Source organism: Candidatus Neomarinimicrobiota bacterium, from assembly GCA_041154365.1.
Classification (GTDB): domain Bacteria; phylum Fidelibacterota; class Fidelibacteria; order Fidelibacterales; family Fidelibacteraceae; genus Fidelibacter; species Fidelibacter multiformis.
Genome location: AP035449.1, coordinates 1,994,137 through 2,007,795, shown reverse-complemented (window position 1 = coordinate 2,007,795; position 13,659 = coordinate 1,994,137). Strand labels below are relative to the sequence as shown.

Below are 13,659 nucleotides of genomic sequence, written 5' to 3'. Positions count from 1 at the left end.
TATAGCCTTTGGAGCAATTGATTGCAATATCATCCAATGAATAAAAGTCAGAAAATCTAAATTTCAAAATCTGCAATTTTCTAAAAACATACACTCAAAACTCAACACTCCAACTCAGAGGCAGGACACGTCCTGCCCCTACGACTCTCCACTCTCCACTCTCCACTCTCCACTCATTCAATGTATCTTACCCCCGGGGTGGGGGGCGCTACCTAAACGAAATCATATATTCCATCTCTCTTATATCCCCGTTCATTTAAGAAAAAAGATACCAATCTATTCAATCCCCCAATCCCCTCGTCACTGTCGACTGCCGACTGGCGACTGACGACTAACGACTGTCGACTGACGACTAACGACTATAATTAGTCCATTTGCTATATGGCTTTCGAATTAAGTTGGAATTATAAAAGCGGCTGTCCCCGGTGACTTCCTTACCGATCCACGAAGGAAGTTCTATAGATTGATCCTCTGAAGATAATTCCACTTCCGCCAGAATCAAGCCGGCATTCTCATGAAAAAATTCATCCACCTCCCAGGTCATGCCGCCCGATTCAAAGGTGTACCGCTTTTTTTCGATCAAAGGTTTTTCACAGAGATGATTCAGCATATATTCGGCATCCTCTAAGGGGATGGGGTATTCAAATTCCACACGGGATGCCCCTTTGGATGTGCTTTTGACGGTCAGGTATGCTTTTTCTCCTACGGCACGGATACGAACCACATGTTCCTTCTTCAGGGATAAATAACCCTGCCGATAAAATATACCTTCGGCCTTTCCACGCCATGCATTGCCCTTTACCAGAAATTTCCGCTCTATTTCAACACTCATAATGGGTCTTCTCCGGATTTATTGTGTTTATTCAAAATCGATTTTAAAAAATAAATATAATTCATGTTTGACCGTGACTCCCAGCCCAGGGATTGAAGCGTTAGGTATAAGTGGCTGTCATCAGGATGTTCCAGGGCGATGGTTTCATAACGTGATCCATTCACCCATATCTGTGAGTATTCTCCCATGCATCCGTCAATCGTGTACCGGTTCCGCTCTTTTTCTACTGTTATGGATGCAATATGAGCATCCTTTTTCAAAGTATTCAGGAAATGATTCAGGGATAAGGGAAAAGTTGCTGGCGCTTCAAAGGAAACCGATAACCCTTTCCATACAGCATCCGTTGTCTCTTTTGGGATGGGAAAAACTTCTTTCAGAATGGGTGTCCACTGTTCAAATCCATGCTTGTTGGTTTGAAGTAACCGTTTGATATCCAGTGTGTGATGACGGATTTTAATGTTATCTTCACTTGCCAGGGATACAAAATACATATCAGTGCTTTTCTGAACAGATTCCGGTTCATGGAAAGCAGGCGGTTTTTCAAGGGATGACAGATCCTTGTCGAAAACCCGCCATTCCCACCGGGGAAGTGGATGCTTCATTGTCGTACCTGTCTTTTAAAAAAGAGGTTGATGTCTCATGGCGTGTAAAAATGCAAAATAATCAATATTATGGCAAATGAATTATTACTGTTCAAACCTTTTGGAATTTTATGATCTTTTAAATCAAAGAGACAGTGGTTATTCTTAAAGCAATTTATTTTTTCCAGGTTGCCGGAATAAATAAAATCAATATTGAATAAAGTTCCAACCGGCCTGCCAGCATGAGAAAAGAAAGAATCCATTTACCGGAGATACTCATCCATTGATAGTTTTGTGTAGCTCCCACCTTTCCAAGTCCTGGACCAATATTGCTGAGGGAGGCAATGGAAGCAGAAAAAGCCGTTACCAGATCACACCTTTCAGTGAATGTGATCAATAATGTCCCGAAGGTAAATAAGAGGATATAAATGATAAAGTATACAACTATGGCTGCAATCAAGTTGGAAGAGAGGGGCTTTTTATTGAAACGGACCGGGATGACAGCATTTGGATAGATTGCCCTGTGAATATAGCTTATGACAATTTTAATGGAAGAGACAATTCGAACGACTTTCATTCCACCGCCGGTAGAACCACCTGAGGCCCCGATAAACATGAGTAAAATGAGAATATATCGTAGTGCATAGGGCCATAGATCAAAATCGGTTGTGACGAAACCAGTAGTTGTCATAATAGAAACCACTTGAAAAACCGCATGTCTGAATGGAGACTCCAAAGGACTGTTGCGGGATAGTATGATCGTAAATAAAAGAGAAGTGACGATAATAATTCCAACAAAATACCGGAATTCCTCATTTCTAAAATAGGCTTTGATATTTCCTTTCAGTGCACTGTAATGAAGCATGAAATTAATTCCTGATAAAAACATAAAAACAATAACAATCCATTGAATATATGGGCTGAAAGCTCCGATGCTGGCATTTCGTGTTGAAAAACCTCCGGTGGCCAGGGTTCCGAATGTGTGGCATAATGCGTCAAACAACGTCATCCCCCCAACCATTAGCAGTACTGTTTCGGCAATTGTAAAAATAAAGTAGACGCCCCAAAGAACTTTGGCCGTTTCTTTCATCCGGGGTTGAATTTTTTCAGCTGTCAGTCCTGGAGCTTCTGCTTTATAAAGCTGATAGGCATTACTACCCAAAAATGGAAGGATTGCCAGATATAAAACAATTAATCCCATGCCTCCAAGCCAGTGAGTCATACTTCTCCAAAAAAGAAGTCCACGGGACAGCCTTTCAATATCTGTTAAAATTGAAGCTCCTGTTGTAGTAAATCCACTAACTGTTTCAAAATAGGCATCTGTAAAAGTTGGCATAGCATGGGAAAAATAAAAAGGAAGTGCACCCAGCAGGGACAAAATGATCCACGATAACCCCACCACCGATAATCCATCTTTCGTTTGAAGTGTGTCAATATGTTCCATGGATGATCTGCTGACAAGCCGTAAAATCAGGGATAGAGTCAGGCTGATGAGAATGGTGTAGATAAATGCACATACTTCAGAACTTCCCGGATCATCTCTCAATCCCCAGGCTAAAGGAACCAGAAGTACAACGGAAAAAAAGATAAGAATTCGGGAAATAATGTTCAGGACAAGCTTAAGGTTCATAGATTTTTATTCATTTTGTTGCTTTAAACATTTTTCTGAGTTTACGTTCATTGAACCTGCGACAAAAAACAATAACAAGTTCTCCAGGATTGATTTGGAGTTTTCCCGATGCCAGAATTGCCTCGTGATTCCTGTAAACTGCGCCGACGAGTGTTTCTTTTGGCAACGTCAGATCCTTTAATGGTGCTTGGGTGATGGGTGAATTCTCTTCGGGAATGAGTTCAAGGATTTCAGCATCAATTTCCATCAATTTTGTCATGGCAGTGATCCCCTCGCCACGAACCCATCGGGTAATTTGATCAGCAGCAAGATAGCGGGGATTGATGACAACATCTATGGCCAGGTTATCCATAATGGCTATAAAATCCGGGTGTTTTGTTGTTATGATGGTTGTTTGTGCCCCCAATTTCTTAGCTAAAACGGCACTGATCAGGTTCGAATGTTCATCGTCGCTCAGGGCAATAAAAACATCTGCTGTTTCAATACCTGCTTCTTGGAGTATTGTGGCATCAGAAGGTGATCCAGAGATAACCAGAACGTCGTTTAAAAGCCCGGCAACGATCTGGGCTTTTCGGCTGTCTTCTTCCAATAGTATGACTTTTTTTACACTTTTAGATATGGTTTTCGCCACATGCTGTCCAATATAAGTCGCTCCGTATATGATAACTTTTCGGACCTTTTTTACATCCGGATTAATAAAAGTAAGAAATTCTGCTGCTGAGGATGGGAGTAATAGGCAATATATCCTGTCATCCGCTTTTATCTGGGTATTCCCTTTGGGAATAATGACTGACCGGCCTCTTTTGATGGCTGTAATTAAAAAAGGCCAGGGAAAATTATCATGATCCAGTTCGTCCAGTTTGAGATCACATAATGTAGAGTTCTCTGATATATTAAAAGCTCTGAAATATATCTCTCCATGGGCAAAATCAGCCACTTCGATGGCGCCTGGTGATTCAACAGCCCGGACAATTGATCGGGAGGCAATATTCTCAGGATTAATCAGTTCGTTAATATGGAATTTGGATAAACCCAGTTCATGAAGAGCATGCGTCAATGCCATGTCACGGACCCTGGCAATTCTTTGTTTTGCACCATAAAGTGCTGCTAACGAGGCAATGACCAGATTCGTTTCATCGGAAGTTGTAACAGCAATAACCAGATCTGCTTCTTCCACATGGGCTGCTTTCAATATCTCTGGATTGGTCCCTTCACCAACAATAGTCTTAGCATCAATTTTGTCGTCTATCTGATTAGCAATTTCGGCATTTTTCTCTATTAAAAAAACCTCGTGTCCTTCATGGGTTAAAGTAGAAGCCAGGTGCTTCCAATAATTCCCCCTCCGACAATAATAACTTTCATGCTATACTCTTTCAGTGATGCTTACTGTGCTTTGTTTCAGAATCCGGCTTTTCGGATTTTCAATTATTTCAGAAATATTCTCTCTTTGCATGTATCGAATATTAGAAAACATGTCATTAATTTCATAGAATAAGATTGGGAAAATAGGAAATTAAGGAAAAAAGAAGTTTTGAATCCTTAAATTACGGCGTTTCTAAATAAAATCAGTTTTTGAAAACGTCTTGTGAAAAATGTCAGAAAATAAGTGAGAACAGATGCCGAAGAAGAATAAAATCATCTATATCTGCTCCAACTGCGGAGCCGAATTTCCCAAATGGATGGGACAGTGTCCACAGTGCGGTGAATGGAATACACTGGAAGAGAAGGTTTCTGTACCGGTTTCTCCCCTTCAAAAACGGACATCCAAAGCCGGGAAATCCACTTTCCATCTCATCAATACCGGAGAAGATGCACGGCGTTATGCAACAGGGATTCCGGAACTGGACAGGGTTCTGGGAGGCGGTTTTCTTGAAGGTAGTATTATTCTGCTGGGGGGAGATCCGGGTATCGGAAAATCCACCCTGGCCCTGCAATTGCTCAATGAGCTGGTGAAAAAACACCGTTTTCAGTCCGTGTATTTCAGTGGGGAAGAATCCATTCGTCAACTTGCACTGAGAGCACGGCGGTTGAATATCGATAATGACCGCTTTATGTTGAGCAACGATGTAGAATTAAATGCCATTCTTAATGGACTGGCCGAACAGAAACCCCGCTTTGTGATTTTTGATTCCATACAGACCTTGTATACACGGGATGCAGAAGCCCTGCCGGGATCCATCACCCAAATCAGGGAATGTGCTTCATCCCTCATGAGCTTTGGCAAACAATTCAATATGACCATTCTTCTTATCGGGCATATTACCAAAACGGGAGGGATTGCCGGACCCAAAATGCTTGAGCATCTGGTGGATACAGTCCTGTATATGGAGGGTGATCAGAATAATTTCTTTCGCATCCTCCGCTCCGTGAAAAACCGTTTTGGAAGTACCAATGAAGTAGGCATTTTTGAAATGAAAAGCAGCGGACTCGAATCCGTCGGTAATCCCAGCGATATATTTCTCAGTGAACGACGGGAAGGCGCATCAGGCTCAGTGGTAGCATGCGGACTTGAAAGCACCCGGCCTTTGTTGGTGGAGGTGCAGGCTTTGACGGCTAAAGCCACTTTTGGAACGCCCCAGAGAAATGCCAACGGGATTGATAACCGCCGGCTCTCCATGTTGCTTGCAGTGGCTGAACGGCAACTGGGTCTCCCAGCCGGAATGCATGATGTGTTTGTGAATGTGGTGGGTGGGCTCAAATTTCCTGAACCTGCCATGGATTTGCCGGTCCTTATTGCAATTGTCAGTAGCCTGAAAAATGTCACAGTCCCCTATAAAGCGGTTTTTATGGGGGAAGTAGGGCTCACTGGCGAAATCCGGAGTGTCAGTCATGTTGCCCGGCGGGTGATAGAAGCAGAACGGATGGGTTTTGAAGAAATTCATCTTCCCCGGGCATCTCATAAGGCTCTGAAAGATGTGAACCCTTCTATCCGCCTGAACTATGTCCGGGATATTCAATCCCTCACAAGCCGCCTGTTTGGATAAGCACGAGACACTTCCAAAATAAAGGAAAATCCCTTTTTGAAATTTGAATTGCTCAAAACAAGCAATGCCTACGCTGCCAGAGCAGGTCTTATTCAAACAGATCATGGACCTGTTGAAACACCGGTATTCATGCCTGTGGGGACCCGGGGAACGGTAAAAGCCCTGACCAATGAAGAGTTGATCAGCGCCTCCGCCAGTATCATCCTGGGAAATACCTATCACCTGTATCTCAGACCCGGTATGGATGTGATCCGCGAAGGAGGCGGACTCCACAAATTTATGAACTGGCATCGTCCAATCCTGACGGATTCCGGAGGTTACCAGGTCTTTTCTCTTGCTCACATGCGTAAAATTGAGGGGGATGTAACGACCTTCAGATCCCATATCGATGGCAGTTTGCATACACTATCCCCGGAAAAATCCATGGAAATACAAAGAATGCTGGGAAGTGATATCGTCATGGTTTTTGACGAGTGTACACCTTATCCCTGTGATTATGCCACTGCAAAGGAATCTCTGACTCGAACACACCGGTGGGAACGCCTATCCAGGGAAGCCTTTGATGCCACAGATCCCCTATGGGGACACACTCAGGCACTGTTTGCCATTGTACAAGGCTCGGTATATGAAGATTTAAGGATGGAAAGTGCCGCATATCTGACGAACCTGGATTTTGACGGCTATGCCATAGGCGGCCTGGCTGTCGGTGAACCCAAGGCCATCATGTATGAGTTGACGGGAAAAGTCTGTCAGCAGTTACCTGCAGAAAAGCCGCGTTATCTCATGGGTGTGGGAAAACCGGAGGATATCATCCATTCCATTGCCCGGGGAGTGGACATGATGGATTGTGTGTTACCCACACGAAACGCCCGGAACGGCACACTCTATACCCGAAGAGGGAAAATCAATATCAAACGGGCTGAGTTCAGCAAGGATTTTTCTCCCCTTGATCCGGAATGTCCTTGTCCTGCATGCCAAAATCACAGTAAGGCTTATTTGCACCACCTGTACAAAACCGGAGAAATTACCGGACTTCGACTAAATTCCCTCCATAATATCACTTTTTTTCTTCAACTGGTCCGGGAAGCCCGGCAGTCTATTCAGGAGGGGAGATTTTCTAAATTTTATGAAAATTTTTGTCAAACATATCCCATGGAGGAAGACCACAGTGCGAAAAACGCAGCTTCACGGGAACGGAGACGGAAGTCCTGATCCAACCGGGGGTTTCTAAAATGACTTAAATTGGTTAAATTGCTGCTGTATAGATATAAAGCCCATAAAGAGATGTGACCGATGAAAAAATTGAAGAAAATGTATCAATGGCTACGGGCAGATGGTTGGGAAAATCCGGATTGGTCGAAAACTCCGAAAGGTAAAGGTGAACCAGCACCCCCGTTGCAAAAGCCTACGGCCGATGTCACACAGTGCGTCAATTTGCCGCCGGTGGAACTTTTAGATTTGGGTACCATGCCATTACGGGATGTCATTTATCGAAGGGCCAGCAGAAGACTTTTCAGTGATCTATCCCTTACTCTGGAAGAATTATCTTTCCTCCTGTGGGCTACTGCCGGATTCAGGGGAATACGGAAAGAAGGTGAATCGGCTTTTAGAATGGTTCCTTCCGGGGGCTGCCGGCATCCCCTCGAAACATACCTGGCGGTCCGGGATGTGGATGGACTGACTCCCGGACTCTATCTGTACCAGCCTTTGAATCATGATATGTGTTACCTCAGACCCATCCCCAATCATGTTGAACTGGTGAAGGAGGCTTGTCTTGGTAAGGATTTTTGTGCCAAGGCTCCGGTCCTTTTCATTTGGACAGCTATACCTTACCGGACAGAATGGCGTTTTGGTCCTGTAAGCCCTAAACTGATTGCCCAGGATTCCGGTCATATTTGTCAGAATCTCTATCTGGCAGCCGAATCTATCGGATGTGGTACGTGTGCCATCGGGGCTTATCATCAGCATAAAATTGATGATTTGGTCGGTGTGGATGGCATAGAGGAATTTGTGATGTATATGGCACCGGTTGGAAAAAAAGAATGACAGATTCTGCCTGCCGAGTGCACCTGCCACCCCTTTTTGAAGCTCGTTTTATCGAACGTCCAAACCGTTTTTTAATCCGCTGCAATGTGAATGGGAAAACGATAGATGCCCATTTACCTGATCCGGGGAGGTTGAAGGAACTTCTGATACCGGGTGTAGAACTCCTGATTGAGCATACACCCCGTATAGGTAAAAAAACACAATACACTGTTCACCTGGTAAATACCCCTACAGGTTATGTATCTATCAATACACGCTATCCCAACTTGCTGGTTTTACAGAGCCTTCAAAATCACTGTCTTCCGGGATTTCAAGACTATTCCCTCGTCCGAAGTGAAGTTCCGGTGGAAAACCACCGCCTGGATTTTGAACTCAAAACATCTTCAGGGAAACAGGTTTTTATGGAAGTGAAGAGTGTGACCCTGGTGGAAGGGGATGGAATTGCCCGTTTTCCCGATGCAGTGACATCCAGGGGGAAATCCCATGTCGAATTACTTGAAAAATTGGTTAAGAAGGGTATTGAAACATGGGTTTTCTTTGTGGTTCAACGGCAGGATTCCCGGTTATTGACTCCCCATTGGCTACGGGATCCTGATTTTTCATCTTCTTTGCAAAACGCGATCCAATCCGGTGTAAAACTTGCTGCCCATACCTGCCGTATCTCAAAAGAAAGCATCTGCTGGAATCTTCCCATCCCCTATGATCTGAAGGATTACCGTTATGCGTAAATATATATTCTTCGGCATTGCCTTATGGATTCTTGCAGGATGTGCAGCCCAGGCACCTCCGGGTGGGGGCCCCGAAGATAAAACCCCGCCGGAGCTCATCTCTGTGGAGCCTTCGTGGGAATCTACACAGGTTCCTGCAAATCAGTCCATTACCCTGACATTCTCAGAAAACCTGAGTCCCGCGTCGGTTCGAACCAGTTTCATGCTTTTTCCCCTGAATAAGACAGAAACCCGTATGAAAATCCGCCGGAACCGGGTCCGGGTAATCCCCGTGGATCATTGGGAAGACAGTACAGTGTATACACTTGTTTTTAATCGAAGTATCCAGGATCTTCGGGGTAATCACCTGGAGGAAGGAATTTTTTACACGTTTACTACCGGTGAAGAAATCCCGGAAGGAGAAATCTCAGGTCAGGTGCCGAATTTTGGAAAGAAAGACCGGATTCTGATAGGACTGGCAACCGGTGAATGGCGTCCTGATTCCCTGTTCAACCACCTGAGCTATCTCACGGAGACGGATCACGAAGGATTTTACCGGTTTCAGGCGGTTCCAACGGGATTGTATACCTTATCCGGTATTGTGGATCATGATCAGAGCAAATCATATTCCCCGGGTTTTGATGACCTCGTTTTACCGGAAAGCCTGCTTGTGGCAATGAAAGACTCTGCCAAACATCGTATCGATTTAGCGGTTGTCCGGGGAAATTTTATTCCCATGAAATATATTTCCGGTAAAAATCTCTATCCTTCCGTCACCGAATTGAAATTTACCAAAGTACCCTCATCTCAAACGATGAAGAGTGCTTTTGTCATCAATGATTTTCCAGTGGATACGTTTCAAATACTAGGAAAAGATATCCGCCTTTATCATCGGATGATTACCGATTCGTTGTACCGTTTTCATATTAATCTTTTATCCGATACCCTGGGAGTTTCAGCCGGTCCTTTTTCGGATACACTAGCGGTTCAGACCTTTACTGACACACTGGGACGCGTGCGTTGGCAGGACAATTGTCTGGTTCTCGAGCCGCCAGTTGACCTGGATACCCTTATGGTAACGGCATTTTCTTCCGGAGACACATCCAGACGGAAGATGCATGCCTTATTGCCGGGGCACTTTGAACCGGATGACAGTTGGAAAGGAAAAGATTTCAATGGCCGGCTTGCTGTCACGGTACCTCTTCCTGAAGCTTATCCCACCATTTTAAAATGGACTGATACCGTAACGGTCCGGTATATTGCGGAGAGTGACTCGGGACGTTTTATATGTCGAGTCCCGGACATGCCGGATAAACAGGTGGGATTTATCCTTACAGGTAAAAATGGGCGGTATAAAAAGGTCATTACTACACCGGGTACATGTATTTTTGAGAATGTATTTGCAGGTGAGTATAGTTTATGGTATTATCCGGACAGGAACCATAACAACCGGCAGGATCACGGATGGTTGTGGCCGTATAAAGCCCCCGAAATAGCCAGGCCGTTGGTGGAAGAAATACAAATCCGGGCCCGTTGGGATACAGAAATGGATTTACATTTTGAAGATGAATGAATGATACCTTTATAAAAATGTCTGTTTAAATCAGACAGGAGATGAAGCGTGATGAATGAACATTATTTCAGTGTTATAATGGCCGGAGGAGTGGGAAAACGTTTTTGGCCACGGAGCCGGAAAGACAGCCCAAAACAATTGCTGGATATCATCGGCGATGAGTCGATGATTAATCTTACTATAAAACGCCTTTTAAAAGTTTCACCTCTTGAGCGGCTCTACATCATTACAAACTACCACCAGGCAGAGATGATCCTGGCACAGAATCCGAACTTGTCCTGGGAAAACTTTATTATAGAGCCGTCAGGAAAAAATACAGCTCCGGCCATCGCCCTGGCAGCAGCGATCCTAAAGAAAAGAGATCCGGAGGCAGTGATGGGACTTTTTCCGGCGGATCATTTAATCCAGGATGAAAAAGATTTTATTGCCTGCCTGAATGAGGGGGTACGGATTGCTGCGGAAAAGAATGTCCTTATAACCTTTGGGATTGAGCCCACACGCCCGGCAACCGGTTATGGTTACATCCAGGTGGAAAAAGAACCGCTCCCGGACAGCACCCTGGTGTATAAATCAAAAACCTTTGCCGAAAAACCAAATCTTGAAACAGCCAAACGGTTTTTAAGCTCCGGAGAATTCCTCTGGAACAGCGGGATGTTTATATGGCGGGCGGATGTGATTCTAAAGGAGATTGAAAAATATCTGCCCGAGCTCTATGAAATAATCGACACCCTTACAAACTCAATGGATACGGAAGAGTATGATAAAACCCTCCAAAAACTTTGGAGAACCATAAAACCTGTCTCCATTGACTATGGTGTAATGGAAAATGCCAAACATGTGAAAGTGGTCCGAGGAAAATTCGGCTGGAGCGATGTGGGAAGTTGGGATGCGGTCTATAGCCTGGAAAAGAAGGATAAATATGGGAATGTTCTCCGGGGAGATGGCTATCTGCTGGAATCCTCCGGGAATTATATCTATTCCTCCGAAGCACAGGTATTTGCCCGTAATGTTCATAACCTCATCGTAATTGCCGATAAAGGTGTGATTTTGCTTATCCCCAGGGATGAATCAGAATCCATAAAAGGCATTGTGGATGCCCTGCCGGTTGTTGGAAAGGAAGATCTGCTCTGATGAAATCACAAAAAATCCTGGAAGAACTGGAAAAATATTTGAATACCCTGGGTATTGAGCTTGAAAAAGCCGTCGGGACAGTAAAAGGGGGATATTGTCGCATCCGGGAGGATTCGGTTATCGTGATAAACCGTAAAATTCCCGTCGAAGAACAATTGACAATCATTGCAAATGCCATTCACCGGAATAATTTGGATTATAGTCAATTAAGACCTCCTGTGAGGGAATTTGTGGAACGCTTTAAGGGGTTATGAGTGGTGGGTTGGGGGTTGCGGGTTGTGGGTTGTGGGTTGCGGGTTGTGGGTTGTGGGTTGCGGGTTGCGGGTTGTGGGTTTTTAGATAGTTCTATTTTTTTACTATATAGGATGATCTCTATGTTTATACGCCCCCGGGGACAAAATAAAACCGAACCCGGTTAAAAGCAAGATTATATTATATTTAATATATTAGGCAGTCTTGATTGATTATGAAAGTAATCTGCATTATGTGATGTGAGCATTTCGATATGTCCCTGCCACAGGCGAAGTCTATTCAGTAAGTGCCTGTTGATAAAACGTCCGCCCGCAGTCTTACAGACGTCCCGGATTAATAGAGCAACTCCGGGTTTCAATTTATTGAATGATTGACTAATACATATATACGATTAACAATATTATCTTGACTTCTGTCGGATTCTGGTGTATCTTACCCCCGGGGTGGGGGGCGCTACCTAATCGAAATCATATATTCCATCTCTCGTATAATCCTGGTGCTAAATCAAATTAATTGCCAATTCTATTAAAGAAGTTAGAAGCTGGAAGTTGGAAGATAGCGACGCTTCGCTCCTGATAGTTGGTTCAGGGGCTCAAGGGCTCATGAGTTCATGGGTTTAATAGCCGCTAGGCGGCTTTCAAACGCTGCTGCGCAGCGTTCAAGGATCTCACTTCGTTCGATCTTCAATCCCGGCTAGGCGGATTTCAATAGGTGACTGGACTTCTTTTTTGAACACTGCGAAGCAGTGCTGGAATGCTGAGCACAGCGAAGCAATTGAACGGCACGAAGTGCCGCTTGAATTCATAATTGCCGCTACGCGGCTTTCAAACGCTGCTACGCAGCGTTTAAGGATCTCACTGCGTTCGATCTTCAATCCCAGATATGCGGATTCAATAGGTGACTTCTTTTTTGAACACTGCGAAACAGTGCTTAAATGCTGAACGTAGTGAAGCAATTGAACGGCACGAAGTGCCGCTTGAATTTTTGATCGCCGAAGGCGTTTGAATACTGAACGCAGCGATGTGCCAATCTCCCAATCAAATCAATCTATTCAATCGAATCAATCCTCCCAATCCCTTCGCTCCATCGCTCCATCGCCCCGATATATCGCCTTCCGATAATTGTATTTTGGATATCCCAAAACAGTAACGGCATAAATACGACGGTTTTTGGGAAGGTTTAAAAATTTTTCCAATTCCTTATGGGCATATAAGGCAAATCCGATGATACAGGTTCCGAGTCCCAACCGGTGGGCATTCAAAATAAGAATTTGTTGGGCGGCGGTACAATCCTCCCGGCCGGTTCTTTGTGTCTTAGGAGCAGATATAAAAATTGCACAGGGAGCACCCCGAAAAAAAGGATGGTGTCCCCGTTCCGATGCAGACACAAGACGTTTTAATGCCTCCCGGTCTTTGAGCAATGAACGTGCTTTCCGGGGAGCTACAACAGACAAGAAACCTGTCACGACTGGATTTATAAGAGCTGCAAGCCGCCGGTACCGTTGGGTTGTTATTGCTTCTACTTTGTCAATGGCAGCTTTTGAATCCACGATGTGATACTGACGCTTGCGTGCATTGTGCCCACTGGGTGCGGTTTCTGCCAGATACATCAACTTTTGAAGGACGTCAGGCTCCACTTTTTGGGATGTGTAATGACGGATGGAACGACGTGTGGCGTACAGATCTTCCGGGTTGTCCGGCTCCGGTATTTTTAGGATAAATTTTCCGGTTTCCTCGCCCCTGTGTGTCAATGCATCTTCTGGACAAACAGCGGTACAGTGACCACAAAAAATACAGGAACCGGGATGACGGGCTGTGGGTATACCCTCACGCAGTGTCAGAACACCGGCCGGACACACATCTACACAAATGGCACAGGATGTACACCGATCTTTATCAACTGAGATAAGAAAAGTATTCATGA

At 44.6% G+C, this 13,659-nt stretch carries 12 protein-coding genes; 7 read left to right on the top strand and 5 right to left on the bottom strand.

Translation table 11 applies throughout. The annotated features are described in order from the left end of the window. Positions 1-352: 352 nt before the first annotated feature. From strainIA91_RS08625 to trkA, 4 genes are all read right to left on the bottom strand, one after another. Positions 353-832, bottom strand: a complete 480-nt coding sequence (locus tag strainIA91_RS08625; protein ID WP_400166377.1) for a CYTH domain-containing protein — start codon at positions 830-832, stop codon at positions 353-355. Next, positions 829-1,434, bottom strand: a complete 606-nt coding sequence (locus tag strainIA91_RS08620; RefSeq protein ID WP_400166376.1) for a hypothetical protein — start codon at positions 1,432-1,434, stop codon at positions 829-831. The genes strainIA91_RS08625 and strainIA91_RS08620 overlap by 4 nt, the downstream gene beginning before the upstream one ends. Before the next feature lie 154 nt (positions 1,435-1,588). Beyond that, on the bottom strand, positions 1,589-3,043 hold the full coding sequence (locus strainIA91_RS08615) for a TrkH family potassium uptake protein (RefSeq protein ID WP_400166375.1): 1,455 nt from the start codon (positions 3,041-3,043) through the stop codon (positions 1,589-1,591). A 10-nt stretch (positions 3,044-3,053) separates the two neighbouring features. Continuing rightward, positions 3,054-4,364 (bottom strand): Trk system potassium transporter TrkA, encoded by a 1,311-nt coding sequence (trkA, locus tag strainIA91_RS08610; protein ID WP_400168252.1) that lies wholly within the window; start codon positions 4,362-4,364, stop codon positions 3,054-3,056. Positions 4,365-4,659: 295 nt separating this feature from the next. On the opposite strand from trkA, the gene radA reads away from it, so the two are divergent. From radA to strainIA91_RS08575, 7 genes are all read left to right on the top strand, one after another. Beyond that, the gene (gene radA, locus strainIA91_RS08605) at positions 4,660-6,027 is read left to right on the top strand and encodes a DNA repair protein RadA (RefSeq protein WP_400166374.1); all 1,368 of its coding nucleotides are present in this window, start codon (positions 4,660-4,662) and stop codon (positions 6,025-6,027) included. A gap of 36 nt (positions 6,028-6,063) precedes the next feature. Then, on the top strand, positions 6,064-7,239 hold the full coding sequence (gene tgt / locus strainIA91_RS08600; protein ID WP_400166373.1) for a tRNA guanosine(34) transglycosylase Tgt: 1,176 nt from the start codon (positions 6,064-6,066) through the stop codon (positions 7,237-7,239). A gap of 81 nt (positions 7,240-7,320) precedes the next feature. Then, positions 7,321-8,073 carry a SagB/ThcOx family dehydrogenase gene (locus tag strainIA91_RS08595; RefSeq protein ID WP_400166372.1) on the top strand — a complete coding sequence of 251 codons (753 nt, stop codon included), beginning with the start codon at positions 7,321-7,323 and terminating at the stop codon, positions 8,071-8,073. Next, positions 8,070-8,801, top strand: coding sequence for a DNA/RNA nuclease SfsA (sfsA, locus tag strainIA91_RS08590; protein WP_400166371.1), 732 nt, complete (start codon positions 8,070-8,072; stop codon positions 8,799-8,801). The genes strainIA91_RS08595 and sfsA overlap by 4 nt, the downstream gene beginning before the upstream one ends. Next, positions 8,794-10,353: an Ig-like domain-containing protein gene (locus strainIA91_RS08585; protein ID WP_400166370.1), complete on the top strand. Its 1,560-nt coding sequence runs from the start codon at positions 8,794-8,796 to the stop codon at positions 10,351-10,353. Before sfsA ends, strainIA91_RS08585 begins: the two co-directional genes overlap by 8 nt. A 51-nt stretch (positions 10,354-10,404) precedes the next feature. Further along, on the top strand, positions 10,405-11,484 hold the full coding sequence (locus strainIA91_RS08580) for a mannose-1-phosphate guanylyltransferase (protein WP_400168251.1): 1,080 nt from the start codon (positions 10,405-10,407) through the stop codon (positions 11,482-11,484). Continuing rightward, a complete protein-coding gene (locus strainIA91_RS08575) occupies positions 11,484-11,738 on the top strand; it encodes a hypothetical protein (RefSeq protein ID WP_400166369.1) in 255 nt (84 codons plus the stop codon). The genes strainIA91_RS08580 and strainIA91_RS08575 overlap by 1 nt, the downstream gene beginning before the upstream one ends. Before the next feature lie 1,058 nt (positions 11,739-12,796). On the opposite strand, the gene strainIA91_RS08570 is transcribed toward strainIA91_RS08575, so the two are convergent. Beyond that, on the bottom strand, positions 12,797-13,657 hold the full coding sequence (locus strainIA91_RS08570; protein WP_400166368.1) for a nitroreductase family protein: 861 nt from the start codon (positions 13,655-13,657) through the stop codon (positions 12,797-12,799). Positions 13,658-13,659: the final 2 nt, after the last annotated feature.

Coding starts and splice junctions, on each gene's coding strand:
- radA (WP_400166374.1), top strand. CDS start 4,660: ATGCCGAAGAAGAATAAAATCATCTATATCTGCTCCAACTGCGGAGCC.
- strainIA91_RS08615 (WP_400166375.1), bottom strand. CDS start 3,043: ATGAACCTTAAGCTTGTCCTGAACATTATTTCCCGAATTCTTATCTTT.
- strainIA91_RS08625 (WP_400166377.1), bottom strand. CDS start 832: ATGAGTGTTGAAATAGAGCGGAAATTTCTGGTAAAGGGCAATGCATGG.
- strainIA91_RS08580 (WP_400168251.1), top strand. CDS start 10,405: ATGAATGAACATTATTTCAGTGTTATAATGGCCGGAGGAGTGGGAAAA.
- strainIA91_RS08585 (WP_400166370.1), top strand. CDS start 8,794: ATGCGTAAATATATATTCTTCGGCATTGCCTTATGGATTCTTGCAGGA.
- sfsA (WP_400166371.1), top strand. CDS start 8,070: ATGACAGATTCTGCCTGCCGAGTGCACCTGCCACCCCTTTTTGAAGCT.
- strainIA91_RS08595 (WP_400166372.1), top strand. CDS start 7,321: ATGAAAAAATTGAAGAAAATGTATCAATGGCTACGGGCAGATGGTTGG.
- strainIA91_RS08575 (WP_400166369.1), top strand. CDS start 11,484: ATGAAATCACAAAAAATCCTGGAAGAACTGGAAAAATATTTGAATACC.
- strainIA91_RS08570 (WP_400166368.1), bottom strand. CDS start 13,657: ATGAATACTTTTCTTATCTCAGTTGATAAAGATCGGTGTACATCCTGT.
- strainIA91_RS08620 (WP_400166376.1), bottom strand. CDS start 1,434: ATGAAGCATCCACTTCCCCGGTGGGAATGGCGGGTTTTCGACAAGGAT.